24 protein-coding genes are annotated in these 25,531 nt (G+C 49.0%); 14 read left to right on the top strand and 10 right to left on the bottom strand.

Going from position 1 to position 25,531, the window contains the following annotated elements; translation table 11 throughout:
* Positions 1-66: 66 nt before the first annotated feature.
* Positions 67-804 (top strand): endonuclease/exonuclease/phosphatase family protein, encoded by a 738-nt coding sequence (locus CWE23_RS06270; protein ID WP_241970547.1) that lies wholly within the window; start codon positions 67-69, stop codon positions 802-804.
* 84 nt (positions 805-888) lie between these two features.
* Here the strand turns inward: CWE23_RS06270 and CWE23_RS06265 are convergent, their stop codons facing one another.
* Positions 889-4,095 carry a S41 family peptidase gene (locus CWE23_RS06265; RefSeq protein WP_126819769.1) on the bottom strand — a complete coding sequence of 1,069 codons (3,207 nt, stop codon included), beginning with the start codon at positions 4,093-4,095 and terminating at the stop codon, positions 889-891.
* Between the two features lie 132 nt (positions 4,096-4,227).
* Positions 4,228-5,103, bottom strand: a complete 876-nt coding sequence (locus tag CWE23_RS06260; protein WP_126819768.1) for a LytTR family DNA-binding domain-containing protein — start codon at positions 5,101-5,103, stop codon at positions 4,228-4,230.
* 150 nt (positions 5,104-5,253) lie between these two features.
* On the opposite strand from CWE23_RS06260, the gene CWE23_RS06255 reads away from it, so the two are divergent.
* Positions 5,254-6,387: an acyltransferase family protein gene (locus CWE23_RS06255; RefSeq protein WP_126819767.1), complete on the top strand. Its 1,134-nt coding sequence runs from the start codon at positions 5,254-5,256 to the stop codon at positions 6,385-6,387.
* On the opposite strand, the gene CWE23_RS06250 is transcribed toward CWE23_RS06255, so the two are convergent.
* Positions 6,384-6,866 (bottom strand): BCAM0308 family protein, encoded by a 483-nt coding sequence (locus CWE23_RS06250; protein ID WP_105305343.1) that lies wholly within the window; start codon positions 6,864-6,866, stop codon positions 6,384-6,386. The genes CWE23_RS06255 and CWE23_RS06250 overlap by 4 nt on opposite strands.
* A gap of 157 nt (positions 6,867-7,023) precedes the next feature.
* On the opposite strand from CWE23_RS06250, the gene CWE23_RS06245 reads away from it, so the two are divergent.
* Both CWE23_RS06245 and CWE23_RS06240 read left to right on the top strand, forming a co-directional pair.
* Positions 7,024-7,680 (top strand): response regulator transcription factor, encoded by a 657-nt coding sequence (locus tag CWE23_RS06245; protein ID WP_105305344.1) that lies wholly within the window; start codon positions 7,024-7,026, stop codon positions 7,678-7,680.
* 140 nt (positions 7,681-7,820) lie between these two features.
* Positions 7,821-8,282, top strand: coding sequence for an Hsp20/alpha crystallin family protein (locus CWE23_RS06240; RefSeq protein ID WP_126819766.1), 462 nt, complete (start codon positions 7,821-7,823; stop codon positions 8,280-8,282).
* Positions 8,283-8,310: 28 nt separating this feature from the next.
* Here the strand turns inward: CWE23_RS06240 and CWE23_RS06235 are convergent, their stop codons facing one another.
* Both CWE23_RS06235 and CWE23_RS06230 read right to left on the bottom strand, forming a co-directional pair.
* The gene (locus CWE23_RS06235; RefSeq protein ID WP_126819765.1) at positions 8,311-9,399 is read right to left on the bottom strand and encodes an NADH:flavin oxidoreductase/NADH oxidase; all 1,089 of its coding nucleotides are present in this window, start codon (positions 9,397-9,399) and stop codon (positions 8,311-8,313) included.
* Between the two features lie 136 nt (positions 9,400-9,535).
* Entirely contained in the window at positions 9,536-11,128 is a 1,593-nt protein-coding gene (locus CWE23_RS06230; protein ID WP_126819764.1) for an ABC-F family ATPase, read from the bottom strand.
* Between the two features lie 190 nt (positions 11,129-11,318).
* Between CWE23_RS06230 and CWE23_RS06225 the strand changes: the two genes are divergently transcribed.
* The 6 genes from CWE23_RS06225 to CWE23_RS06200 all read left to right on the top strand — a co-directional run bounded on the left by CWE23_RS06225 (position 11,319) and on the right by CWE23_RS06200 (position 17,298).
* On the top strand, positions 11,319-11,858 hold the full coding sequence (locus tag CWE23_RS06225) for a hypothetical protein (RefSeq protein WP_126819763.1): 540 nt from the start codon (positions 11,319-11,321) through the stop codon (positions 11,856-11,858).
* A gap of 31 nt (positions 11,859-11,889) precedes the next feature.
* Positions 11,890-12,897: a winged helix-turn-helix domain-containing protein gene (locus CWE23_RS06220; protein WP_126819762.1), complete on the top strand. Its 1,008-nt coding sequence runs from the start codon at positions 11,890-11,892 to the stop codon at positions 12,895-12,897.
* Positions 12,898-12,990: 93 nt separating this feature from the next.
* Positions 12,991-13,281 carry a sll1863 family stress response protein gene (locus CWE23_RS06215; protein ID WP_126819761.1) on the top strand — a complete coding sequence of 97 codons (291 nt, stop codon included), beginning with the start codon at positions 12,991-12,993 and terminating at the stop codon, positions 13,279-13,281.
* A 26-nt stretch (positions 13,282-13,307) separates the two neighbouring features.
* Complete coding sequence (locus CWE23_RS06210) at positions 13,308-13,985, top strand: SDR family oxidoreductase (RefSeq protein WP_126819862.1); 678 nt, start codon at positions 13,308-13,310, stop codon at positions 13,983-13,985.
* 23 nt (positions 13,986-14,008) lie between these two features.
* Positions 14,009-15,067, top strand: a complete 1,059-nt coding sequence (locus CWE23_RS06205; protein WP_241970546.1) for a lysylphosphatidylglycerol synthase transmembrane domain-containing protein — start codon at positions 14,009-14,011, stop codon at positions 15,065-15,067.
* Positions 15,064-17,298, top strand: a complete 2,235-nt coding sequence (locus tag CWE23_RS06200) for a glycosyltransferase (RefSeq protein ID WP_126819760.1) — start codon at positions 15,064-15,066, stop codon at positions 17,296-17,298. Before CWE23_RS06205 ends, CWE23_RS06200 begins: the two co-directional genes overlap by 4 nt.
* A 15-nt stretch (positions 17,299-17,313) precedes the next feature.
* Here CWE23_RS06200 and CWE23_RS06195 read toward each other — a convergent pair whose 3' ends face one another.
* Together CWE23_RS06195 and CWE23_RS06190 are read right to left on the bottom strand one after the other, a co-directional pair.
* Entirely contained in the window at positions 17,314-18,261 is a 948-nt protein-coding gene (locus CWE23_RS06195; protein ID WP_105305354.1) for a hypothetical protein, read from the bottom strand.
* A complete protein-coding gene (locus CWE23_RS06190; RefSeq protein ID WP_126819759.1) occupies positions 18,258-20,141 on the bottom strand; it encodes a metallophosphoesterase family protein in 1,884 nt (627 codons plus the stop codon). Before CWE23_RS06190 ends, CWE23_RS06195 begins: the two co-directional genes overlap by 4 nt.
* A 105-nt stretch (positions 20,142-20,246) precedes the next feature.
* Between CWE23_RS06190 and CWE23_RS06185 the strand changes: the two genes are divergently transcribed.
* From CWE23_RS06185 to CWE23_RS06170, 4 genes are read left to right on the top strand one after another with little or no spacing between them, the layout of a single operon-like run.
* On the top strand, positions 20,247-22,421 hold the full coding sequence (locus CWE23_RS06185) for a prolyl oligopeptidase family serine peptidase (RefSeq protein ID WP_105305355.1): 2,175 nt from the start codon (positions 20,247-20,249) through the stop codon (positions 22,419-22,421).
* A gap of 6 nt (positions 22,422-22,427) precedes the next feature.
* Complete coding sequence (locus CWE23_RS06180) at positions 22,428-23,351, top strand: SPFH domain-containing protein (protein WP_105305356.1); 924 nt, start codon at positions 22,428-22,430, stop codon at positions 23,349-23,351.
* A 13-nt stretch (positions 23,352-23,364) separates the two neighbouring features.
* A complete protein-coding gene (locus tag CWE23_RS06175; protein WP_105305357.1) occupies positions 23,365-23,646 on the top strand; it encodes a PepSY domain-containing protein in 282 nt (93 codons plus the stop codon).
* 4 nt (positions 23,647-23,650) lie between these two features.
* Positions 23,651-24,187: a cytochrome b/b6 domain-containing protein gene (locus tag CWE23_RS06170; RefSeq protein WP_241970545.1), complete on the top strand. Its 537-nt coding sequence runs from the start codon at positions 23,651-23,653 to the stop codon at positions 24,185-24,187.
* Here CWE23_RS06170 and CWE23_RS06165 read toward each other — a convergent pair.
* Genes CWE23_RS06165 through CWE23_RS06155 form a run of 3 tightly spaced genes read right to left on the bottom strand, consistent with a single transcriptional unit; the run spans position 24,184 to position 25,519 of the window.
* Positions 24,184-24,591, bottom strand: a complete 408-nt coding sequence (locus CWE23_RS06165) for a SufE family protein (protein WP_105305358.1) — start codon at positions 24,589-24,591, stop codon at positions 24,184-24,186. The genes CWE23_RS06170 and CWE23_RS06165 overlap by 4 nt on opposite strands.
* A gap of 18 nt (positions 24,592-24,609) precedes the next feature.
* A complete protein-coding gene (sufT, locus tag CWE23_RS06160; protein ID WP_105305359.1) occupies positions 24,610-25,143 on the bottom strand; it encodes a putative Fe-S cluster assembly protein SufT in 534 nt (177 codons plus the stop codon).
* Between the two features lie 19 nt (positions 25,144-25,162).
* Positions 25,163-25,519: a HesB/IscA family protein gene (locus CWE23_RS06155; protein WP_105305360.1), complete on the bottom strand. Its 357-nt coding sequence runs from the start codon at positions 25,517-25,519 to the stop codon at positions 25,163-25,165.
* Between the last annotated feature and the right edge of the window lie 12 nt (positions 25,520-25,531).

Genomic DNA, 25,531 nt, shown 5'->3' with positions numbered 1-25,531 from the left:
GTGAAACGTATACAATTTATGTCGTACAAAAAATAATCGGAATGCAGGTTTTTCAAAGGCGGAAATGTGCTTAAACCCAAAGTCATGATTCCTCAACAATTTATTCACGAGCACCCCATTCATCATGGGGAAGAGTTTGGTGTGCTCTGCTGGAATACGCAAAAACTTACCGAAAAACCCGATTTTCAGCGCACGTTGGCGCGCGTTCTAGCGGACTTCCCCTGTTTATTTTTGTTACTCCAGGAAGTGAAGCTGAGTGCGAAAAATAACTGGCCGCTGCCGCGTTGGTCTTATGCTGTAGCGCCAAATATGCAAACACGTCGTTCGATTTATGGGGTGCTCACGGCAAGCCAGTATGCGTTTACCGAAGCCCAAGCCCGACTCAGCAGAAAGCGCGAAGGCATGTTTGCTACACATAAAAGTTATATGCTGTCTTATCACGCGCTAGCCGAGGGCGGTTCATTATTAGTGGTTAATGTCCATGCGATCAACTTCGTCCGCACACAGCAATTTTCTCAGGAAATAGAGATCATCAAAGAAGAGATATTAGGACACAAAGGGCCGCTTATTGTGGCTGGTGATTTTAACGTTTGGAGCCGCCAACGGCGCTTGCACTTGCTGCAATTTTGTCGCAGCGTCGGCCTTAAGCAAGCGATTATGGTTGATCCTCATCATATAAAAACCTACCGACAGCACCCCCTTGATTTCATCTTTTATCGCGGTCTTGCGTTGCAAGAAACCTTAGCGATCGACACCCATACCGTGTCTGATCATAACCCCCTTTATGCCCGATTTAAGCTGTAGCCCTTCAGGACTGCGGTGCTTTACGACAAAAAAAGGTGAGCCCTTTGCAGAGCCCACCTCTTAATCAACCACAAATAAAACGTCTTATAGCGACTTCAGCAACTCATCAACCGCACGTTCTAACTGTGGATCCACCTTTTTGGCTTTGTACGCCGGTGGATTGAATACCTCGATATCCGGCTGCGCTGGCGTAAAGTCCATGTTGGCGTCGGACTCTTTAACCCACCAGCCTCTAAATGGCATTCTGATGATCGAGCCATCCACCAGCCGTTCAGCACCGGTACTGATGACCGCGCCAAAAGTCGGGCGACCAACCAGTTTACCAATGCCTAATGACTTATAGGCATGCGAGAAGATTTCAGCGTTTGAGTAGCTGTTTTCATTACTCATCGCTATGGACGGTTTAGTCCATGCCGATAACGGCAAACGCTCAGAGTAAGGGTACTCGTTTCTGAACTTCTTCTGATCTTTATCCAGGTTGTCGGTCGCGCCACGAGGAATCGTGTATGCATGCTGTTTCACGTTTAACACGGCCATAAGGTAGTCGGTTGTCCAGCCACCACCGTTGTAGCGCACGTCAATTACGATACCCTCTTTACCATAACCGGCGGCCATCAGCTCGCGCTCAAAGCGTTCAAAGCTGGTCCAGTTCATGCCCCGAATATGCAGATAGCCTAAGCGTCCGTCCGAATATTCTTCGGTCAGCGCGCGACGCGTTTCGACCCAGTTGTCGTACTTTTCGTCACTCAAACTGGTGGTTGGCCATAACACCACTTCCACGTCGTCAGTTGCACGTTTGATATTGAGTAACACGCGCTGTTTGGCGTAGTCATTCAGTAACTCGTAAAAGTTCGTGTCTTTGACTGACCGTTGATTGACGTGTGTGATGATGTCATTGACCTGTAGACGACTTTCATCACGGGCGGCCGGGCTCTTGTTCAGTACTGAGGTAACCTGCAGCCCTTCAGCGGTCGGTACCACTTCGATACCCAATAAACCGGTTTGGGTCTTTTGGGTTTCTTTTTGGTTTTCACCGCGATACAGACCCATGTGGCTGGCGTTGACCTGACCCAGCATCAAATTAAAGATGTACTGAAAGTCTTCTTTGGTTGATGCTTTAAGCGCTAATGGACGGTATTTCTCTTTGAGCTGCTGCCAGTCATTGCCATGAAATTCAGGATCATAGAATCCAGCATTCAGGGCTTGCCAGGCTTCATCAAAGATTTGAGCGCGCTCAGCCATATGTTCAATGCTTTGTTGAGACACGGTAGCCAGGGTTTCCGGCTTGTCCTTTTTGGTGTCGACTTTAACCAGTGTGCCCTTGCCGGTTAACGCAAACAAGTGCTTACCATCGGTGCTCAAGGACAGACTGCGAGGACGCTTGTTGTCTTTAATGATGTGCTTTTTGTCTTCGCCGTTCCACTTAATCTTGAACAGGTCCTGGTCCATTTTAAAGTTCTGACGACCGGCTCCACCAATGGTGTAATAGACATGCTCGCCTTCTTTATCAAACGCTAGCCCCGATTCATTACCGGCGAAGCGTGTCACCTGAACCAGACGCTTATAGATGCCATCCAGATCAATCTGCATGGGTTCGGCTTGCGGTTCCGCAGTTGCAGGCGTTTCGTCGTCTTTTTTGCTGTCTGCGCTCTTGTCGGCAAACTCGTCACGTTTCCATTCTTCGTTTGAACGTTGCCAGTCGCTCTCGGTTAACCAGGCGAACCAAATGTCGTAGTCACCATTGTTGCGCATTGAGGTGAAGCCAAGCTTGCTGCCATCCGGTGACCAAACAGGGTTGTAATCACCTTTCGGGTGCATACTCACGTTAACCGGTTTTAGCGAGTTGTCGGCGGCATGGATAAAAACTTCACTGTTAAATGACAGGTCAGATTTCGCGTAGGCTAACCAGTTACTGTCCGGTGACCAACTGACGTCGCTAGGGGTTGCCCAGCCGTCTAACAGGGTCGTTGGGTTAGTTAATGAATTGCCGTCTGTTACTTCTGCAACAATCAGTTTGCCGCGGCCTTCGCGGTACGCAATCTTGTTGCCGTCCGGCGAGACAACGGGCTCGCGCTCTTGTGCATCGGTGCGTGTGACAGCGGTTACCGAATGCTTGAGCGACTTAAACAGATTCGGCTCATCAGCATCCGCCGACGTTAACGCAAAAATATCGTTTTGGCCGTCCCGATCAGAAACGAACAACAACGTATTATCGTCTAACCAAGTAACGTCGCGGTCTCGTGCCGCTCCGGTTGTTAGACGGACTGAGCGTTTATCGTCCTTGTCGTTGCGCTTAACGAACAGATCGCCACGTACAACATAAGAAATCAATTCGCCGTTGGGCGACACGCTGTACTCGTCCAGTGCGTTTGTCGTTGACTTTTTGGTGACAGGATCAAAGCGGAAATCCGTCGCAATGGATAGGTCGATCGTTCGACTGTCGCCGTCCGCAATCAGTTTCACGCTGTCGGCAGCTTGATACACTAAGTGGTTTGCTTGCCGATCAATACTAAAATGCTCAACACCGAATTCACGTTCGTTTGTAATTTGTTTTGCTCGCTTCGATCCGAGCTTTTGCTTGAATACGTTGTATTTACCGGCGCGAGAGGAAATAAAGTACAACTCGTTGTTGCCTGACCATTGAGGCATAAAATCATTGCCATCAAAGTCCGTTAACTGCTCGTATTCACCGGTTTCGGTGTCGTAAATCCAAATGTTGCGGTTGGCGGGGCCGCGATAGTCCTCGCGCGCTACCCGGCAAGTGCCTCGCACAAAGGCTATTTTTTTGCCGTCAGGAGAGACAACGGCATCGAAGCCCAGGGCGTCCATAAAACGCGATTCGGTTGCCTCGCCCGTTGGCGCGACACTGTAAACTTCCCACTCACGCTCAACTTCAGCGTACAAGCGGCGGGTATTAAATAACACTTGGTTATCGTTATTAAACCCGAGAATGCGATCGGGAGCGCTGTGGTAGGTTAAGCGATCAGGGCGGCCGCCCTGGCTTGGCATAACAAATACATCGTCATTACCAAAACGATCGCTACTGAATGCGATGGTGCTGCCGTCGTTTGACCACTTCGGCGAGCTCTCATAGCCTTCGTGAATCGTTAAACGAGTGAGATTGCTACCCGAGGTGGACATTGTCCAAATATCGCCTTGGTAACTGAAGGCGATTTGCGTCCCATCCGGACTCAGTTCGGGCTGCATAATTAAAGGGCGTTCTGAGGTTCCATCAGACGCAGATGCGCCGAGTGCCGCAGAAACAAGCAGGCTGGTAACCAGTCGTTTCATATTTTAACTGCCTATTTTAGTTAGATTTATTAGTAACGCATCGATGGTAGCAAATAAATTCTCGAGAGGATCTCAGGTTGGGGGATTACTCGGTAGATCGCGCATTTTGCGCGACACCTTACAAAAAATTAACTAAACTTCCGCAGGATTAATCACCCTGAGTGACTCCGGTATGGTGTCGATGTAATTGCGATGAACTTGCAGCGTGGTACCGTCTTGTAGCTGTAATTCGGCATCTCTGCCTTGACGACGGCGAAACTCACTAACCAGCAGCAAATTGATAATTTCACTACGGTTTATTTTCACAAACCGTTGTGGATCGAGCTGTTGTAACAAGGCCGTCTGAGTGATGCGCAGAGGATAAGCGCGACCGTTGACGTAAAGTTCCTGATAATTGCCAGCCGTGCGGATGAACGATACATCCTCAAGCCTAATCAAAAACTCCTGATTGAGCATCTTAACCAGCACCTGTTGTAAGTAACGGCTGCTTGAACTTGTCTCGTCCGGTGGATTACTGAGTTGCGACGCTTCACCGCGCCAGCGCCGAACGACAAATCGGTACAGTTCGAACAACGCTACAAAAAGCAGATAAATGCGAAAATCTTTGGCAAGTTCATAAAGCAGGTTTTGAAAAGACCAGTCAAACTGATAATGACCATCGAACAGATGGTAGGTCGCCTGTCGGATTCCAACCATCAGCAAAATATGAGTCGCGGTAAACACCATGACGCCGATGAGATGGTGCTGCAGTTGTCGCCCCGGCTGGCGGAATTGCAGTGGCAAACGGTCTGTCCACCAGGCCAGTGGCAATAGCAAAGCAGCCAGCGCCAACATACTGCTGAACTCCCAAACCCAGGGTTCCCAGGACTGCATTGCTGAAGACGATGTTTCCATCAGCACAACAAAGCTGTTGGCGGTTGCATTCACCAACAAAATAAGTGCGAGCAGAGCGACTTCGACACGTTTTTTATGTGTGATAAACCAGTTCAGGTCGTTTTTCTGAGACATAAACCGTCCTTAATTCGTCCCACAAATAGCGAGTTTATCCCAAAATCCCGCACTTCGTCACTGCCGTTGTCAAGTTGTCACGGGTTACTGGCACTTCGGGCGTAAGCAGATGAACCTAATGATGCTTTTTTGAGTGAGGGAGAGATTCTGATGAAAAATCGTCGTTATGATATTGATGCGTTACGGGTGCTTGCTTTCGGCATTTTAATTCTTTATCACTGTGGCATGCTTTACGTGCCGGGTTGGAGTTGGCACATAAAAAGCAGTCATTCTGCGGAGGGTCTGGCTACGCTGATGCAATTTGTGAATGCGTGGCGGATGCCGTTGTTATTTTTAATCAGTGGCGCCGCTATCGCGTTTGCTGCACCAGAAAGAAACCTTAGCCGGTTTATCCGACAACGGGCTTTTCGTATTTTGTTCCCGCTACTGATGGCGATGATTTTCACGGTGCCTTTGCAGGCTTATGTACAGGCGGTGGCCAATCACAGCATCGAGCCTGGATTGCTGAGCTTTCTGGTGCGGTATTTCACCTTTCAGCCGTGGCCCGCGGGTGCTTTCGATGGCGCTGAGGTTGGTTTCACATGGAACCATCTTTGGTATTTACCTTATTTGTTCATGTATACCGTGTTGCTTTTGGCTGTCATTAAACTCGTTCATGGCGTATTAACCAAGCCTCTATTTATTCTCAAAATTCCGGCAGCGTGGCGGTTTATGCTTATTTATATTGGCTTGGGGCTTTTTGTTACCTGGCTAAAAATGTGTGTTAAGCCGAATTTTCCGGAAACTCACGCGCTGTATAACGATGTCTTTGCTCATCCTTATTATTTCAGCTTCTTTTGTGTTGGTTATTGGCTGGGGCGTCCCGCCGCGAATAGCGTATGGGGCAGTTTGAGTCAGTACAGGGTAAGTCTATTGCTGCTGGCGCTGGGGTGTTTTGTGTTAATGCAGACTTATCAGATGATACCGTTGCACAGTGTGTATACGCTGCTGATGTTGGCAACAATACTGGGTTTTGGCTATCACCATCTAAATGATCGGGAGAATAAACTGGCACGGTTTAGCCGAGCGGTATTTCCTTGGTATATCCTGCACCAAACCTATATTGTTTTATTAGCGTACCTGGTGTTGCCGTTGCAGTTAGGCCTTTGGGCTGAGGCATTCATCGTCATCGTTGGAACATTTATGGGCTGCTGGGTAACTTACCGTTATATTCTATTGCCGTTACCCATTTTACACGCAGCTTTTGGCATCTTTAGCCGTCACACAACGAGAACTCATCGTTAGTTGCGTTGCCATGACACTCGGCACAAGGTTCCATCATAATTAATACGAAGCTCTCCCGCATGAGCTTGCTCAATGGCATGGCCAATTTGTTTAGGTAAATGACGGTCGGTAAAACGGATGCGGATTCCATTACCGCGTTTATCGATCGCGATCAGCCGGTTCAGCGGGTGCTGTTCACACTCATAGTTGGCGATGTGGTGGATCAGGCTCAGTATCTCGTTCTGATGTGCAAGAAAGTAATCGCCGTTAAGGGTAAGAAAACCGGTAGCCTGGTGCTTATTCACCAGTTGGCATGCAGGGCACAGCGTTGACAGTACGGGCTCGGTGATGCCATGGATATGCCAGCTCCAGCGACCGTCCTGATAGAGTACACCACATTGCTTGCAACGTGATGGGCTGCGAAGTTTTTTGGCTTCGGTGGGTAAACGCCATACCCGAGGGTGTTGATCCTGAGGCAAGCTGGGCTTTTGATTTTCCATAACGGTACTCCGGTAAGTGGTCAATTAACTAAAGAGTAGATGGTTAACCATGCGCTGCCATTAGTCGGGTTGCTGAAATTAAGATCAGGAAATTTCTGACGGGCTTGTCTATAGTTTTCTCACGAGAGTCGCTCATTAACCTGGTGCACGGAAAGCCATGAACCCTCTAAAGACGGTGTTACTAGCCGATGCCCATCCGATTTGTCGGATGGGCCTTAGTGCGTTGATCCACACAACGGCTGATATGAGTGTTTGTGCGGAAACGGATTCGGCAAAAGACGCTGTACAGTTGATTAGTAAATTTAATCCAGATGGATTAGTAATGGGTCTGAGTCTTAATCAAGGCAGCGGTTTGCACCTGATTCATACACTACGTTCACAGGCGCTGGCGCTGCCGATCCTGGTGATGTCGATGTACGATGAAGTGTTCTTTGCGGAGCGGGTGATCAGAGCAGGCGCCAATGGTTATCTGCAAAAATCGGCAAGTGGCGCCATTTTCCTGCGAGCTTTACGGCAGGTTTTAAAAGGTCAGCTGTATTTGAGTCCACAAATGTCTGATGTCTTATTGCGCGCGCATTTACACGGGCAGGTTGTGGGTAAAACGACGTGTGAACGGGCCTTGTCAGATCGCGAGTTGGAAGTTTATATGTTGCTGGGGCAGGGCTACACCACCAAACGTATCGCCAGCGAGCTGCATTTGAGCCCAAAAACAGTAGATTCTCACAAAGAGCACATCAAAATGAAACTGGGTATAACGGACAATATGATGTTGATACGGCGTGCTCTGGCTTGGGAGATGGAACATCATACTTAGCCATTACTCCGGCAAACCCCTAGCCGTAATGTAGACTTTTTCCTAATGACGAATGTCAGCCAGCGACTAAATTTTAACTGGCGCAAAACGCGTTCACATTAAAAATTTTTACTGACAGTCGAATCTTTGAGGATACAGCAATGAGTATTTTCCCCCAGTTACGCTCGCAGAGCCAACTTGCCCGTTGGGACCCCTTTAACGGAGGCAGCTCCATTTTTGATGCTTTTAGCGATATATTCAACGATAAGGTTGTAGCCCCTGTTGAATCAGTCTGGAATCCACCGGTAGATATTATTGAGAACGACAAGGAAGTCATACTTAAAATGGATGTTCCGGGTATGAATAATAAAGACATTCATGTGGAGATTGACAATGGTGCTCTGGTTATTCGTGGTGAACGGAAGTACGAAAAAGAGCACAAAGAAGAAAACTACTTGTGTGTTGAACGCCGTTATGGACAGTTTTCCAGAAGCTTTCGTTTGCCAGATTATGTCGATGAAAGCCACATTAAAGCCGAGTGTAAAAATGGCTTGCTGCAAGTTCACTTGTCCAAACAGCCGGGCAAGAAAAAAGAAGTTCGCTCAATTGCGGTTGGAAATTAATTAAAAAGCCCGCATCAGCGGGCTTTTTTCAATAACGTTCCAACCAATGTGCATAGGGCGCGGGTAGCACCCACGATGGCTTTTCAACCCGTAAGGCTTTTGCCGTTTCATACGGCCAGTGTGGGTTTGATAAGTGCGCACGACCGACCATAACCAGATCCAACTGCCCTTGAGCAACGGTATGTTCCGCCAGTTGTGGCAAGTCGATGCCCCAGGCCGAGGCTACTGGAATATCTGCCGCTTTGCGGATGCGTTCAGCGATCGGTGCCATGAAACCAGGCCCCCAGGGGATATTGGCTTGTGGTGTCGAAAAGCTGATGCTGACGTTAAGAAAGTCGAGCCCTTCGGCTTTTAAGCGCTTGGTTAGCTCAATCGATTCGCGCAGTTGCTGTTCATCGTTGCCGTCAAATTCAATGACCCCAAAGCGAGCGGTCAGTGGCAGGTTATCCGGCCATACTTTTTTCACCGCGCGGACGGTTTCGATTAGGAAACGGGCGCGGTTTTCAAATGAGCCGCCGTATTGATCATTGCGTTGGTTGGCGTACGGTGAGAAAAAACTCTGTCCCAGATAACCATGGGCAAAATGCAGCTCAAGCCATTCAAAACCCAGATCGCGGGCGCGTTCAGCGGCGGCGACGAAATCGGCTTGGACGCGCTGAATATCCTCCAGTGACATGGCTTTGGGTTTGCGTGGCAGGTTGGCGCCGAATGCTATGGGTGAGGGGGAGATGGTTTGCCAGCTTTTAGCATCATCTTCGGCAATATGGTCGTCGCCTTCCCATGGGCGGTTAGCACAGGCTTTGCGGCCTGCATGGCCAATTTGAATGCCGGCAACGGCCCCTGCGGCTTTGATATTTTGGACGATAGGAGCGAAAGCCTCAGCCTGTTGGTTATTCCAGAGCCCGGTACAGTTTGGTGTAATACGTCCTTCCGCTGAAACGGCGGTGGCTTCGACGATGACCAAGCCAGCGCCGCCACGGGCTAAGCTGGTGTAATGGCTCAGGTGCCAGTCGTTGGCAACGCCATCTTCCGCCATGTACTGACACATCGGCGGCACGGCGATACGGTTACGTAAACGAACATCTTTTAATTCAAATGGCTCAAATAATGCGGACACGTTTAACTCTCCTAGTTTTGTATGGGCACATACTAGCCGGTGTTACCATCGTCCGTTAATACGAAATAATCTATTTAAGCCATCGAAAAAATGAATAACAGCAAAATGTTCGCGGTTAGCCACCACGAACACTTTCTTAAGCGCTTTGCAGTTGGTTCAGGTAATCATCGTAACTGCCGGAAAAATCGCGCATGCCTCTGTCCGTTAACTCGATAATGCGTGATGCCAGTGACGACACAAACTCGCGGTCGTGGCTCACAAAGAGCACTGTCCCGTCGTAGTTTTCCAGCGCCAGGTTGAGCGCCTCAATGGATTCCATGTCCAAGTGGTTGGTGGGTTCGTCCATTACCAGTACGTTAGGGCGTTGCATAATCAGCTTACCAAATATCATGCGGCCTTTTTCGCCACCCGATAAGATGCTAACGGGCTTTTTGATGTCATCCTGAGAAAACAGCATACGTCCCAGAACACCCCGTATGGCCTGCTCATCATGGTGCGGCTGTTTCCACTGACTCATCCAGTCAAACACCGTCATATTGTCCTTGAACCAATCGGCATGATCTTGCGCGTAGTAGCCAATATTGACGTTTTCAGACCACTTTATCAGGCCTCCGTCGGCCGGGTACTGGTCCACCAGACATTTAAGCAGTGTCGTTTTACCGATACCGTTGGCGCCGAGAATAGCCACTTTTTCACCGACTTCAATCATGGCGCTGAGGTTTTTCAATACCTGCAGTTCACCAAACGACTTATCTAAGCCTTCCACTTCCAGCGCTAGCCGGTACAGCTTTTTCTCTTGCTCGAAGCGAATATATGGGCTGACCCGGCTGGATGCTTTGACTTCCGCCAACTGAATTTTTTCGATCTGCTTAGCCCGCGAAGTGGCCTGCTTCGCTTTTGATGCGTTAGCGGAGAAGCGGCTGACAAACTGTTGCAGTTCGGCAATTTTATCTTTTTTACGAGCATTTTCGTTCAGTAGCTGTTCACGTGCCTGAGTGGCAGCAAACATGTATTGATCGTAGTTGCCCGGATAAACTCGAAGCTCGCCATAATCAATGTCGGCCATGTGGGTACAGACACTGTTCAGAAAGTGGCGATCATGCGAAATGATGATCATTGTCGCCTGGCGTTCATTGAGCACGGTTTCCAGCCAACGGATGGTGTTGATGTCGAGGTTGTTGGTCGGCTCATCAAGCAACATGATGTCGGGTTCAGAAAACAGTACTTGCGCGAGTAACACACGCAACTTCAGGCCCGGTGCTAATTCGCTCATTAGGCCGAAATGGGATTCCAGCGGGATGCCAACACCCAGTAGCAGTTCTCCGGCACGAGATTCAGCGGTGTAGCCATCCATCTCGGCGAACGCGACTTCAAGATCGGCAACTCGCATACCGTCTTCTTCGCTCATTTCCGGCAAGCTGTATATGCGGTCACGTTCAGATTTAACTTGCCAAAGCTCCTCATGACCCATAATGACGGTGTCGACGACACTGAATTGCTCATAAGCAAACTGATCCTGACGTAACTTACCCACCCGCATGTTCGGATCGGTCGATACATTGCCCGATGATGGCTCTTGATCGCCACTGAGGATACGCATGAACGTTGATTTGCCGCAGCCATTGGCGCCGATCAATCCGTAGCGATTGCCTTCGCCAAATTTAACAGAAATGTTTTCGAATAGAGGTTTTGCACCAAATTGCATGGTGATGTTTGCAGCAGAGATCACGTTTACGCACCTGAATAAAAAATAGGCGCGTAATCTACGCGTTTTAGCGCCAAATGACAAAGGAAGTTTGCACCAGTGGTTACACAAAAAATGAAAATATCAGCGTTTCCTCATCTTTTGCTCATGTGTTTTTTGCCAAAGCCAGCTAGTTTTGATGCGTACTTTTAAACGGATAACCAGAAGGAATTCGATGATGAAATTGAACCGTCATTACTGGCGTGTGGCTGGCTGGAGTCTAGTGCTCGGGTTAATGCTGTTACCGCTTATTGCCATGCAGTTTAGCGATGGTGTTGACTGGACTCCGAGTGACTTCATCGTGGCGGGAGTGTTGCTTGGAGGTACCGGTCTTATGATCGAGCTGGGTGTTCGCTTAAGTGCTTCACTGTCTTACCGGCTGGGCATTATCATGGCGACGCTAACGTCACTGCTACTGCTCTGGATTAATCTTGCCGTTGGGGTTATTGGTCCGGAAGATAATCCGATTAATGGGCTGTATTCTCTGCTGGTTGCGATGGTGTTGATTGCGGCGCTGCTGTTACGAGGGCGAGCTAACGGGTTGCGCAATCTTTTTATTGCTACCGCTATCGCACAAATGACGGTGGTGCTGACGGCCTTGCTGTTGAGTGCTGTGCCGTTATTACTGCCCGTCGTGGTGCTGAACATCGCGTTCGCTTTGTTATGGCTGATTGCGGCAGGCTTGTTTCATCATGCCTGCGGGGCGCATAATTGAGAGCGATCAAGAAGGGACTTAAGAGATTATCATGAACGATGACGATGTCGTGAATACCTACTATTTTGCCGACTTTAGTTTAGATGTCCGGGAGCGTCGGCTGTGCCGAGGCCGGCAAGCTATGGATATTAATCCACGCTACCTGGATGCCTTATTGTTGTTGCTCAGGAACCCGGGCCAGTTGGTGAGTAAAGCCGTGTTTATGGACGAAGTCTGGCAGGGTATTGCGGTCACGGATGAAGCGTTAACTCAATGCATTCGAAACTTGCGTAAGTTGTTGGGCGATAATGCGCGTTCACCGATTTATATCGAAACCGTCCCTAAACATGGTTATCGCTGGGTCTGTCCAGTACAAACGGATCAGCCGCAAGCGGTTTCCTGGGTAGTGCAGGGTGGCGTAGCAACGTTAGGCGGCGGTCTCGCGGGATTGATTGGCGGCTTGTTTATTGGCCTTGCCACCACTGGCCGGGCAGCGACGTCCTCTGCGCTCGACGCTTCTGGTTTGAGCGTGGTGATTGCGTTAACGGCGCTGGTCGGGTTACTCGGAGCTGCTGCGGTGAGTTACAGCTCACTGTTGTCTAAGCGCTTTATCGGTCATCAGCTCGGTTATCTGATTGGCGGGCTGTGTGGTGGCCTGGTCATCGGTGTGCTGTTCAAAATGGCGGCACTGGATACGCTACAACTGGTATTCGGTCATCATCCCGGCGACGTCACCGGGGGCTTCGAGGGCGCCTTAATAGGACTGGGCTTGGGTGGCGTTCTAGCGATGCTTAATGGTAGCCGCGCAGGTCTGTTGCGCGTGTTGTTAGCCGCGACCGGTATCGGACTTGCCGTTGGGTTGTTGATCAGCTTAAGCGGCAATGTACTCATGACCGGCAGTTTGCAGTTACTGATTAACGGCTATCCCAACGCTCAGTTGGTGTTATCGCAGCCTCCGCTGGCGGGGTCACCTGGGTTATGGTTGTCTTTTGCGAACGTGATGGAAGTGATTTTGTTCTATATTTGTGTGGCTTCCTGTCTGAAATTTCCCAAAAAATAGAACGATTACTGATCGTTTTTCTGCGCTTACGACTACGTTTTATAAGCACGTTACTTAAAAATAGACAGCAAAACGCCTGTTAAGGAGCAAAGAATGACGGACAAAAATGCCTTTGAACAAAAACAAGAAGCTAAAATTGAGCAAATGAATGCTGAAATTGAGCGGTTGAAAGCCAAGGCTAAGGAGGCGGATGCTGAATCTCGAATTAAGTATCAGGAAAAGGTCGACGAATTGGAAGCCCTGCGGGGAGTCGCTAAAACTAAGTTAGATAAACTTAAACAGTCCAGTGAAAGCGCTTGGACTGATATCAGCAAAGGCCTGGATGAGGCAACGACGTCCCTTGCAACCGCTATTAAAAATGCGAGTCAAGAATTTAAGTCTTAATCGGAAAAGCGTTGAAGGAGTCAATGATGGCAAAAGTGTTACTGATCACAGGCGCGTCCAGCGGTATTGGTAAAGCAACCGCAAAGAAAGCCGCTAGCGAAGGAATGCGTGTTATTTTGACCGCTCGACGCAAAGCGTTGCTGGACGAATTGGTGGATGAGATTGGCGGTGATAACGCACTGGGCATCGCGGCGGATGCGGGTAATTATGATGAATTAGCTGAGGTTGTCGAGCAGGGCGTGAAGCACTTTGGCCAGTTGGATGCGGTGTTCGCCAATGCCGGCACCGGAGTTAGCACGCCGGGCACCGAAGACGGCGATCCACAACAATGGAAAACGATGGTTGATGTTAATATCAACGGTCTGCTGTATACCGCTAAGTTAACGTTACCGCATTTGCGCAAGAGCACAGGACATTTTTTGATGACCGGTTCTGCTGCCGGGCGCACCACCTTAAAGGGCTCGGTCTATGGTGCGACCAAGTGGTTTGTGCATGGTTTTGCACAGAATCTCGCGGAGGAAATGAAAGAATGGAACGGTCGTTGTACCACCATTGCTCCGGGAATGGTGAATACCCCGTTCTTTGACGAGCCTAAACCGGATAAGCTGGATGCCGATGACGTTGCTGACGCGGTGCTGTATGCTTTAAATGCGCACCCTCGTAATTGTGTCCGAGAGGTATTTTTAATGCCCGCCTACAAATAACCTGTTAATGACAAGGAGCGTTAGTGGACAAACAGCAACCTCAGCCGATCTCCTGGAAGCGACTCAGTTTGTTTGCCGCGCTCTTTGTCGGGTTGACACTGGCCGGTTTTTTCACGGTTTTTGAACACTTTTCCGGTCGCAACCTCAGTTTTGACGGGCAACTGCTAAAGCCAGGGTTTGTTGGCGCTTGTCTGCTACTACTGGTTATTTATTTCGCCGCAGATGGGCTGCGCTTTTATTACACCTTAGTGGCTCTGGGCGTACGGGTAAAACCCCGTGTCATGGCAAAGCTGGTGTTCATCAATATCTTCTTTTCCAATATCACGCCGATGGCTACCGGGGGCGGCTTCGCCCAAGTTTGGTATTTACACCAACAGGGTGTATCGGTGGGCAAAGCGATGGCGGCCAGTACCATTCGTACAGTACTGGCGGTCTTGTTTATTTTCTCGCTGGCACCGTGGTTCTTGCTGACACTTGAGCCGTTACAGCGCTCTTCTTGGAATCATGGCATCAGCTCAGCGTTAGCAATGTTTACGCTTCTGTATTTGGCCTTTTTTGTGATCTTGTTGTGGCGTGCGAAGTGGTTGGTGCACCCGTTGACCGCGACGGTGGGGCTGTTGAATAAGGTTGGCGCGATATCAGAGACACGTATGCGTGCCTGGAACTTTCGCCTGATGCGTGAGTTGTTTAAGTTTTCCCGCAGTTTTTCGGAGTATCGACACGGTTCTAAGTGGGCTATCGCGTTATCAGTGATTCATACCGGCTTGTTTTTGCTGGCATTATTTAGCTTCCCGGCGCTGTTGATGTGGGGCTTGGGCTATGATGTACCTTACTTAACCTCATTGGGTTTGTTAGTGGTGACAACCTTTATTATGTATTTTTCGCCGACTCCGGGTGCTTCGGGTATTTCCGAAGGCGTTTTTGGCAGTTTCTTTAATCAGTTACTTGAGAAGCAACACTTGTTGTTAGTGACCTTTAGTTGGCGGGCGCTCACGATTTATCTGGGCATGGTGATTGGACTGCTGGTCTTGCAACGTTATTTACTGCAACGCTCTCAACAGGCACTGAGGGCAAACCTATGAACAAGCGTCGTTGGTTAAAATTACTGTTCTACATCAATGTCGTCATTGTTGCCGCTTTAGTGGTGTACAAGCTTTATCTGAACGTTTCAACGGCAGAGTTTTCGGCGGTTCATGGCGAGCAACTGGCTGCCGTCAGTGCGAAAGTCGAGGGTCAGAAACGTTATCGCTTTGCTGTGGTTGGCAATATCAATAACTCGGTCGGCATTTTCGAGCGACGCATCATTCCAAAGTTAAACGACAGTGACATCGATTTTGTGATTTCCGCCGGCAATGCCGTCAGTAGTGGTGGAGAAGATAAATACCGCGCGTTACAGGGTACCCTGTCGCACCTTAATAAACCGTATTTATTGACCTTTGGTGAAAACGAGTACGAAGAGTTTGGTAGCTTTCGCTTTTACGACCACTATGGACCGCACTTTTACAGCTTTAGCGCGGGCGACAGCCGCTTTATTTTCCTCGACAGTACCGGTAAAACGCCTTGGCAATGGCAGCTTCGCTGGTTAAACGATATTCTCAGAGCGGATCGCTCGGAACATCGGTTTGTGTTTATTGGTCATCCGTTGTTTAAACCACAAGAAGAGTTCTTGCTGGCGGATGACGAAGACTATTTGCAACCCGAAGCGTTTCGTCAGGCGCTGCTCTCAACCTTTGCGCAATTCGAGGTTGATCGCGTCTTTTCGGCCAATATTTCTATGTATTGGGAGCACATCGAAGGAAAAACGCCGTATATCACAACCGGTGGCGCTGGCGGATTGGTGCTGAATCAAGACGAAAGCTATTATCACTTTGTGAAGGTGACCGTTGACGCTGAAGAAGGCGTTTCTCATGAAGTGGTTGAGCTGCCGGTCGGCCAGCATCCGATATTAAAGCAACTGGAAAGCTTTTGGTTTTTTATTCACTCACTGTTCTATGTTGGCTACATCAATTTTATTTTGCTGGTGAGCTTATTTTTGGCCATCAGTATTAAGCTCTACAATGCTGTTTTTGTCGGCAAAGAGTACTACCCGAATTATGATATCGACCCGGAACCCTGGCTGAAAAAGCCCCTGCGGGTGGCGATGTTCACCAATAATTATTTGCCGTTTATCGGCGGTGTTCCTATCTCAATTGAACGCTTGCGGCACGGCTTAAGCCAGGTAAAAGACAAGGTGTTGGTGGTCGCGCCCAGATACCGTGAAACCGGCGGGGATTCTAAAAAAGAGCGTTTGGTTGTGCGTATGCCCTCGTTGTTCTCTTTTGGTGATAAAAGTGAGTTCCGCTTTGCCAATATTTTTTCTGGTTATGTCCGTAAAAAAGTAAAACAGTTTAAGCCCGATATTATTCATGCCCATCACCCTTTTTGGATAGGTTCATTGGGTGTTTACATGGCGCGGCGCCTGAAAATACCGGTCGTTTATACCTACCACACACGCTTAGAGCATTACGCGCATTTTGTGTTTTTGCCGGGTAGCCTGTTTCGTAACATTATTGCGCATTTTCTGGTGCGCCGTTTTGCTAACAAGTGCGATAGCGTTATTGTTCCAACCCAATCGACGGAAGAGTACCTGCGCATGATTGGTGTTAAGAGCACCATTTATGTGCAACCCACCGGTATTGAGTTTGAGCGCTTTCAGCATCGTGATGAAGATCTGATCGAGCGATTGCGGGCGCAACAAAAACTGACTGATGAAACGGTATTTGTCAGTGTTGCCCGCCTTTCTAACGAAAAGAACATCGACTTTATGCTGGAGGGGCTGGCGCAATTAAAGCAACAAAGCGAGCAACCGTTCCGCTTTTTAATGATCGGCGATGGTCATCAACGGCAGCGTTTGCAGGAGAAAGCAAAACAACTGGGGTTAACCGAGCAGGTCACGTTCGTCGGTTCAGTGCCGCCACAGGAGATGGCCAACTGGTATCAGCTTGGCGATGCGTTCTTATTTGCTTCACAATCAGAAACTCAGGGTATGGTTATTCTCGAGGCCATGGCCGCCGGGTTGCCGGTTGTGGCCGTGCGTTCAAGTGGTATTGATGACGTGGTTGTCGATGGGGTTAATGGGTACAAAACACCTGCACGGCAGGAACTTTGGGTGGAACGAGTAAAGTTGCTGTTGCAACAGCCGGAAAAACGTCAACAATTGGCGAAGCAGGCGGTCAAATGCGCGGCTTCCCATTCGGTCGAAAACTTTACCAAAGAGGTGCGCTACGTCTATGCCGAAACGCTGGCGCGCTACGAACAAAAGAAGGGCGATTAAGGTCGCCCTTTATCGTTAAACAATTTCGATTCCTTCACATTTATAATCGCCGACCAGGGTATCTGATAGCAGTACATTGCCATCCAGGTCAAAGGCAAAAAAATAGGTCTCGGTGCGGTTGCCCACTTCGACACTTTTAAGTCCAATGCATTCGTTGGGGTGGCCGGGCAACAGTTTAAACGATGATACGCCTCGTTCACCGATGACTTCACCCACCGGCACGATGCGAATGTCGCTAAAGTCCTCGGAAACAATAAACAGCTGGTTGTTGCCACATTGAGTTTGGTCGTGTTGCGGGTCAAACGGTTGCCGCGATAGTTTACGCGGGAAGAACAACCACTTGTGCCAAAGCGGATGCCACTCCGCGGCTTCATGAACCAGGTACCCTTGTTCACCGACTCCTGCGGCTTCGCGCAGAGCCTGGTAGTTATGCTGCCAGTTCACGCTTGTTAACGCGTAATTGCGGCCAATGATTTTAATCCATTCTTGCTCGGGACTCTTGCCATGGCTACCGACGATTAGGTCGTTGCCTTTCAAGGTAGCCCACTCACTTTTAAAGCCTTTAAATTTTTCATCACCGCTACCGGTCATCAAAATTTGTCGAGGTACCAACTGATTTTGTCGGCGTATTTCACACACCAGCCCAGTTCGGTCGTCAAAGGTCATCAAATGTTTACCGAACATGACCAACTCAGAAAACTCAGCACCCCGACCGCCTTCTGCTATCAGGCTGACGAGGTGATGCTCACCTCCATCCTCCGGATCAATGACATGAAACTCATACTCACCGGTTGCGCTACGAACAAACTCGTCATAGCGCAGGGTGGAACGCCAAGCCGTCTGTCCATCGTCCAAGGCGACTGTCGAAGCGTCGTCCTCATCGGTGATAATGGCTAATAGATAGTTGCATTGGTCAGCAGCGTAGCGCTGTTGCCGCTGCACATCGAGGGGTGTTTGCTTCATGGCTCGGCTCCTTTTGCCCGGTGCGATGGTTCGAACGCACACTCGCCGCCGGTGGCGTTAAGTTGTTTGATGTGTTTTGGCGTACCATCATCACTGAATTCGACAAAGCCGATACCTGCCTGGTTCCATAGTCGTTCACCGGCGCTCCGCTCACTCGGTAAACGAGGGAATACCCGAAACCGCCGTCGTTTGGTGAACCAGTTAAGCGGTGAGTAGGGTGCAAACAACCAACGGTTAAGGCGGTCAAGCCACTCAAGCAATGAGTCGGGAAATTGATTTTTGATACCACTACTGGTTATCTGGCAGATTTCCGGACTTTGTTTGCGGTGCTTAAGAGCAACGTCATACACGAAAGAGTAATGCACATCACCGGATAGAATTGTAAAATGTTGTGGCGTTTTTCGATGAGAGAAAATATTGAGCATTACTTCTGCGGAGCCTTGGTGTGCCATCCAGTTTTCCGCATCAACCAATAGCGGCTTGCCGAACAAGGTGAATACTTCCTGAATCGCTTCAATGAGCTTAACACCAAACATCGGCGCTGGTGATACAACGATCACTGCTGTGTGGTCGATGATTTTGCTCTGAAATGACGTCAGTGCTTCCCAGTCCATTAAACCGGAAGGTTTTGCCCGACTTTTCTCGCTTCGCCAGCGTTGGGTGCGGGTATCCAATACAATAACAGCTGGCGTGCGAGCGATCGTGTAACCCCAGCCTTCAAAGGTCAAAAGTTCTTCAATCAGAGCATCTTGCTCTGCGCTATCATAGGTACCAGCATTAACTCGGATGCTGTTAGCCTGTTTAATTAACTCATCAACCTTGTCCGTTGTGTTACCCCAAGCCTGACACAGCAAGTAACCGATCAGTGCATTACCGACAATACGCTTTGAAAAAGGATGTTGATAGGCGCTTTCTTCCCATAGTGCGGATAAGTTCCAGTCGTCGGTGATGTCGTGATCATCAAAAATCATGTAGTTAGGGATGTTCGCCATTGCGCGAGCAACTTGAGCTAAATTGCAGCTAAAGTCGTCGATGTTGGTGAGTTCTTGATTGAATCGGTTTAGCTGTTTTGCGGTTAGCGATGCTGGCGCGTAAAGGTTAACCATTTTCCACGGCGTAGGAGACCAGCTCAGCAGGTACATGGCGATCATTTCGTTCAGTGTAATGAGGTGGTTCGCGGCATTACTTGATGTAAATATCGGTTTGCGGACACCCCCGAAAAACCGTTTTGTGATAGCCGCATTAACTTCTGTGTCAGGCAGCAATGCATCGCGTCCGTAAAAATTTTTTTGATGCTGACGTAACGCAAACGACGACTCAATCGGGGCCCCTTCGATGACTTCATCAAATAGTTCCAGCCGCTCGATGATTTGATGGATGGCTTGCAACATTGGTCCTGCGACATCATCGACATAAACCTGATCGCCGCTGTGTAGAAGCAGTGCAGGACGTAATTCAGGCTGGTGGTAGGTTCTTGCCAGTTCATGGTCGACACGAACGAGACCATCGGCTGCCGGGTGGTGGGGACGTCGACAGGAGCCATGCAATAGCCGTTCTATCTGAGCCTTATAAACGCAACCGGGACAATTTGCCCCTTCATACAGAAGGTGTGGGGCTAATTGCTGTAGCTGGTGCCCGCCGATTTCGATGTCGTATTCAATGTATTGGTTGTTTTCAAAGGCTTGTTCGGGGATCAAGGTTAATCGGCGAAGGTAAGCGTGGGTACCGACCTGAACGGACTCTTCGATGACCTCTTTTAGTGCGACTGATAACGTCGCTGTAACGGGTTTATTATGGCTGGTGACCAGCCAAAGCAACAGACGCTGACTGTCCAGAGCGCGGACAATGGGACCACAAAGGATATCGGCAAGGTCAGTCATTTATCGTATCTTTTTATCATTCAACCGTTACTGTTCTAGCAAAGATTCCTCTTATTGCCTAGTTCTGTTAACTTAATGCAACAAATTAAAAACAGGAGAATAATAATGAGAATGATCCTAACAGCAGTGGCTGCCGGCGTGTTAATGGCCTGCTCGCCGCAGCAAAGTGAACCATCGACCGAAAACCAGGCGCAAGAACAGCAAACACAACAAGAGAGCGCGCAGATGCAGTATCCGCAAACACGTAAAGGCGACGTTGTTGATACCTATTTTGAACAGCAGGTAGCAGACCCTTATCGTTGGCTTGAGGATGATCGAAGTGAAGAAACCGAAGCCTGGGTTAAAGCGCAAAACGAGGTGACTTTTGCCCACTTAGAGGACATTCCATTTCGCGATAAAATCGAGCAACGCCTGACAGAACTTTGGAATTACGAAAAAATCAGTGCGCCGCGTTTTGAAGGCGATTACATCTATTTTTACAAGAATGACGGGCTGCAAAACCAATACGTTGTTTATCGTAAGAAGAGCGAAGATGCCGAAGCAGAAGTGTTCCTGGATCCGAATACCTTTAGCGAAGACGGCACCACGTCCTTAGCGCAACTGACCTTCAGTGAAGATGGCTCAATAGCGGCCTATTCGATTTCGGAAGGTGGCAGTGACTGGCGCAAAATCATTGTCATTGATGCCGAAACCGGTGAGCAACTTGAAGAACCTTTGGTGGACGTAAAATTCAGCGGCATTTCCTGGAAAGGCAATGACGGTTTTTATTACTCCAGCTACGATAAACCTGAAGGCAGTGAGTTATCTGCTAAAACCGATCAACACAAACTTTATTACCATAAACTGGGTACGCCACAGTCCGATGATGTGTTAATTTTTGGCGGCACCGATGAAGAGAAACACCGTTATGTTGGCGGTTATGTCACCGAAGATGATCGCTTCCTGGTGGTATCTGCGGCAAACTCCACGTCAGGCAACACACTTTACATCAAAGATCTCTCCGATCCAGATGCCGAGCTTGTTTTGGTTGACGGCGATATGGCTTACGACACCTCGGTACTGACCAGTCGCGGCTCGACGCTGTATTTAGAAACCAATATGGATGCGCCAAACGGACGGGTTGTTACGGTTGACGCCAGCAACCCGACAGCCGAGAACTGGCAGGATTTCATTGCTCACAGCGATAATGTTCTGAACCCATCAACGGGGGCTGGCTATATTTTTGCTGAGTATATGGTCGACGCGGTTTCTAAAGTTGAGCAGTACGATTACGACGGTAATAAAGTGCGTGACATTGAACTGCCTGGTGTAGGCAGTGCCAGCGGCTTCAGTGAAAAGCAAGACGCGGAAAAAGTGTATTACAGCTTTACCAATTACAGCACGCCGCAGACCATCTATGAAATGGATCCTGAGAGTGGCGAGTCGGTTGTTTATCAAGAGTCTGGTGCAGACTTTGACTCCAGCCAATACGTTTCTAAGCAGGTTTTCTATACCTCGAAAGATGGCACTAAGGTGCCTATGATCATCACGCACAAAAAGGGAATGACGCTGGATGGCAGCAATCCAACCATTCTTTACGGCTATGGTGGTTTTAATATTAGCCTGACACCGAGCTTCAGCATTGCGAACGCAGCCTGGTTAGAGATGGGTGGTGTGTATGCGGTTGCTAACCTGCGTGGTGGTGGTGAATATGGTAAAGAGTGGCACAAAGCCGGCACTAAGATGCAGAAGCAAAACGTTTTCGACGATTTTATTGCAGCTGCTGAGTATTTGATCGACGAAGATTATACCTCGTCTGAGCGACTGGCGATCCGCGGTGGCTCTAATGGTGGTTTGCTGGTGGGTGCCGCAATGACTCAACGTCCAGAACTGTTTGCAGTTGCTCTGCCAGCGGTTGGGGTACTGGATATGCTGCGTTATCACACCTTTACGGCCGGCGCCGGTTGGGCTTATGACTACGGCACCGCCGAAGACAGTCCGGAAATGTTTGAGTATCTACTAAACTACTCGCCGGTGCATAACGTAGAAGAGGGTGTGGCGTATCCGGCCACCTTAATTACAACCGGTGATCACGATGATCGTGTGGTGCCTGCGCATTCCTTTAAGTTTGCGGCTGAGTTGCAAGATAAAGCCGGTGGCGATAATCCGCAGTTGATCCGGATCGAGACCAATGCGGGTCACGGAGCGGGTACGCCGGTATCGAAAACGATTGAGCAGTACTCTGACATTTTCGGATTTACGCTCTACCATATGGGTTATGAAGCCTTACCTAAGGAGTAATTAACCATGCAAAACACCTTCGACTTTCCGGTCGCTTGGGTGGTGGTCATTATCATCGGGCTCGCACTTTTGGCGAGCTCGATTCGTATTGTCCCCCAGCAAAGCATTTTTGTTATCGAACTGTTCGGCCGTTACCGCAGACTGTTGAGGCCTGGCCTCAATTTTATTATTCCGTTGGTCGAGCAAGTGGCACACAAGCAATCCATGCGCACGCGACAGCTGGACGTTGATGTGGAAACGAAAACCAACGACAACGTCTTTGTTGTGGTAAGGGTTTCGGTTCAATATCGGGTAAGCTCTGCTGATGCGGTGTATAACGCGTTCTATCAACTGGAAAACCCGGAATGGCAGATGCAGTCTTACGTGTTTGATACGGTTCGGGCGCAGATTCCAAAGCAGAATCTGGACGCTGTGTTTGATAACAAAGACAGCATTTCAAACGACGTAAAAATGCAGTTGCGCGACACCATGGAAGGTTATGGTTTCGAGATCATTGCGTCGTTGGTGACCGACATCGATCCGGATCAGTCGGTGAAAGATTCGATGAACCAGATTAATGCCGCGGAACGTGAGCGCCGTGCGGCGGAACATAAAGCGGAAGCAGAGAAAATCATCAAAGTGAAGCAGGCTGAAGCGGACAAAGAGTCGAAGATCCTGCAGGGTGAGGGTATTGCCGGACAACGGCGAGCCATTGCGGAAGGACTGCGAGACTCAATCGCGATGGTGACCAATGAAAATAATGACATTACGTCTCGTGATGTCATTGATTTGCTGAAGTTTACTAACTATGTTGATGTATTAGGTTCATTTGATAATTCGTCCAGTAAAGTCATCATGCTACCTCAGCCGACTGGGCAATTAAATTCGTTATCGACTGACCTGATGGCGGCGATGGAAGCTGCCCGGGAAGGTGACAAGAAGCCAACATAACAGGAGTTTAGTCATGAAAGCACTTATGCTTTTCGCTGGTGCAGCGACCGTATCATTATTGGCCGGCTGCAGCGCAGAGGAAACGGTGACACGCTGTACTACGGCATCGCAAAGCGAATGGATAGACCAAGAGCAGTTTCAAGCCGGGCTAAAAGAGCAGGGTTATGAAATCAATGAGTTCAAGGTAACGCCGGGTAATTGTTATGAAATTTATGGCAAAAACCGAGCTGGCGAAAAGGTCGAAATCTATTTCAACCCCGTTGATGGCAGCGTTGTAAAAGAAGAAAAAGAGTAGGCCAATGAGTAAGTCAGTGGTTATCTGGGATGCTTTCATTCGAGGTTATCACTGGCTTATTGTTATCGCCTTTGTGCTTAACTATTTCATTCTTGAGCCAGGCGACACGGTTCACCAGTGGGTGGGCTACAGCGCGGTAACCCTGGTTATTTTGCGGATACTGTGGGGAGTTATCGGGCCTCGGCGGGCATTACTCAGCGACTTTTTTCCTACCCCTAAACGAATTGCCGAACACGTCCAGCATTTGCGACGGCGTCAACTACCTCAACGGCAAGGGCATAACGCCTTGGGCGGTCTATTGATATGGGTGTTCTGGTTGCTGTTTTTGGGCCAGGGTTTTACCGGCTATTTACTGGAAGAAACGGATCGTTTTTTTGGTAGCAGTGTGGTCGAAAACATCCACGAATGGTTGGCTCACAGCTTGTTTGCGGGCGTGTTGATTCATCTGGTCGCGGTTATTGTGGTGAGCTGGTGGGGCCGTATTCAGTTGCTACGACCCATGCTGACAGGCAAACGCCAGATCCGTTCAGAAGACGACTAATGCGCTTTGGCTATCGTTTGTATTTTGTTGACGATGGCGCGTAAACCATTACCTCGTGTTGGCGTAATGTGATTTTCCAAATCCAGCTGGTTGAAATACTGATCAATATCGAACGCCAGGATTTGTTCGGCGGTCTTGTCGTGATACGCCGCTAGTACCAGCGTTAACAGCCCTTGCACGATGACCGCATCGCTGTCGACGTGAAACTGTAACTTACCGTCTTTTTCTTCACTGATCAGCCAAACATTACTTTGACAGCCACGGACCAAATACTCGTCTTTGTGCTGTTCTTCCGGTAAGCCCGGTAGCGCCTTGCCTAAATCGATAATGTATTGGTAACGCTGTTCCCAGTCATCAAGGAACGCTAAATCGTCAAGAATTTCGTCAGTACTTGGTAAGTTCATGATTGCCTATGTTCCTGTTTAGAAAAATACGCCGGCTTCAAGTTGTGCTTCTTCGCTCATCATGTCGCGAGACCAGGGGGGATCGAAAACCAGGTTAACGTTCACCTTGTCGACATGTGGCACTAATGATACACGGTACTCAACGTCACCAACCAATACCGGTCCCATGCCGCAACCGGGGGCGGTCAGGGTCATATCGATATTAACCTGATGAGCTTGCTGATCTACGGCAACACGGTAGATGAGCCCAAGCGAGACCAGATTAATTGGAATTTCGGGATCGTATATGGTTTCAAGAGCGTCCCAGACTTGTTGTTCTGAGATCTGACCATCGGCGGGCTCCGGGAAATCCAGTTTCTCCGGCTTGCGGCCTATTGCATCCCCGTCGGTACCGTCGATACGCAGCATATTACCTTGCCAAGTGACGGTATAGTTGCCACCCAGATCTTGGGTGATGTTAACAAACTCACCCTTGGGAATGATTTTTGGTTCGCCGGACGGCACTTTGCGCGCTTTCACTTCGCGCAAAGTATTTACCATTTTCTGTTGCATGAGTACGCTTCTTTACCCGTTAGCTGACGCTGAAGCTTTCGCCACAGCCACATTCGTTGACAACATTAGGGTTATTGAATTTAACCACCCCATTAATGCCTTCTTTGACGTAATCAATTTCGGTATTGCGTAACACGTCGATGGCGTCAGCTGCCACGGCAACGGTAATGTTGTCGTTAATTTTTACCAGCTCATCACCTTGTTGAGCATTATCTACCGCGTCTAAAACATAAGCGTAGCCGGTACAGCCACTGGTTTTAGTCGACAGTCGGACAAGGTGCCCCGGTTGATCTTTCAACCGTGACTCAAAGTAACGTACCGCACGGTCAGTCATTGAAACCAACGCATTAGATGGGACAAAAGATTCGACAGACATACTATCCTCCCG

Origin of the sequence: Idiomarina aquatica (assembly GCF_003987185.1) — a bacterium.
Classification (GTDB): Bacteria; Pseudomonadota; Gammaproteobacteria; order Enterobacterales; family Alteromonadaceae; genus Idiomarina; species Idiomarina aquatica.
Note: the sequence above shows the minus strand (reverse complement) of the source record. Positions and strands in the feature narration are given on the sequence as shown.

What these genes read in the sequence shown, in the direction of transcription:
- CWE23_RS06240 (WP_126819766.1), top strand. Translation starts at nt 7,821, where the DNA reads ATGAGTATTTTCCCCCAGTTACGCTCGCAGAGCCAACTTGCCCGTTGG.
- CWE23_RS06165 (WP_105305358.1), bottom strand. Translation starts at nt 24,591, where the DNA reads ATGAACTTACCAAGTACTGACGAAATTCTTGACGATTTAGCGTTCCTT.
- CWE23_RS06250 (WP_105305343.1), bottom strand. Translation starts at nt 6,866, where the DNA reads ATGGAAAATCAAAAGCCCAGCTTGCCTCAGGATCAACACCCTCGGGTA.
- sufT (WP_105305359.1), bottom strand. Translation starts at nt 25,143, where the DNA reads ATGCAACAGAAAATGGTAAATACTTTGCGCGAAGTGAAAGCGCGCAAA.
- CWE23_RS06215 (WP_126819761.1), top strand. Translation starts at nt 12,991, where the DNA reads ATGACGGACAAAAATGCCTTTGAACAAAAACAAGAAGCTAAAATTGAG.
- CWE23_RS06260 (WP_126819768.1), bottom strand. Translation starts at nt 5,103, where the DNA reads ATGTCTCAGAAAAACGACCTGAACTGGTTTATCACACATAAAAAACGT.
- CWE23_RS06175 (WP_105305357.1), top strand. Translation starts at nt 23,365, where the DNA reads ATGAAAGCACTTATGCTTTTCGCTGGTGCAGCGACCGTATCATTATTG.
- CWE23_RS06190 (WP_126819759.1), bottom strand. Translation starts at nt 20,141, where the DNA reads ATGACTGACCTTGCCGATATCCTTTGTGGTCCCATTGTCCGCGCTCTG.
- CWE23_RS06225 (WP_126819763.1), top strand. Translation starts at nt 11,319, where the DNA reads ATGATGAAATTGAACCGTCATTACTGGCGTGTGGCTGGCTGGAGTCTA.
- CWE23_RS06155 (WP_105305360.1), bottom strand. Translation starts at nt 25,519, where the DNA reads ATGTCTGTCGAATCTTTTGTCCCATCTAATGCGTTGGTTTCAATGACT.
- CWE23_RS06195 (WP_105305354.1), bottom strand. Translation starts at nt 18,261, where the DNA reads ATGAAGCAAACACCCCTCGATGTGCAGCGGCAACAGCGCTACGCTGCT.
- CWE23_RS06200 (WP_126819760.1), top strand. Translation starts at nt 15,064, where the DNA reads ATGAACAAGCGTCGTTGGTTAAAATTACTGTTCTACATCAATGTCGTC.
- CWE23_RS06265 (WP_126819769.1), bottom strand. Translation starts at nt 4,095, where the DNA reads ATGAAACGACTGGTTACCAGCCTGCTTGTTTCTGCGGCACTCGGCGCA.
- CWE23_RS06220 (WP_126819762.1), top strand. Translation starts at nt 11,890, where the DNA reads ATGAACGATGACGATGTCGTGAATACCTACTATTTTGCCGACTTTAGT.
- CWE23_RS06180 (WP_105305356.1), top strand. Translation starts at nt 22,428, where the DNA reads ATGCAAAACACCTTCGACTTTCCGGTCGCTTGGGTGGTGGTCATTATC.
- CWE23_RS06210 (WP_126819862.1), top strand. Translation starts at nt 13,308, where the DNA reads ATGGCAAAAGTGTTACTGATCACAGGCGCGTCCAGCGGTATTGGTAAA.
- CWE23_RS06255 (WP_126819767.1), top strand. Translation starts at nt 5,254, where the DNA reads ATGAAAAATCGTCGTTATGATATTGATGCGTTACGGGTGCTTGCTTTC.
- CWE23_RS06170 (WP_241970545.1), top strand. Translation starts at nt 23,651, where the DNA reads ATGAGTAAGTCAGTGGTTATCTGGGATGCTTTCATTCGAGGTTATCAC.
- CWE23_RS06185 (WP_105305355.1), top strand. Translation starts at nt 20,247, where the DNA reads ATGAGAATGATCCTAACAGCAGTGGCTGCCGGCGTGTTAATGGCCTGC.
- CWE23_RS06245 (WP_105305344.1), top strand. Translation starts at nt 7,024, where the DNA reads ATGAACCCTCTAAAGACGGTGTTACTAGCCGATGCCCATCCGATTTGT.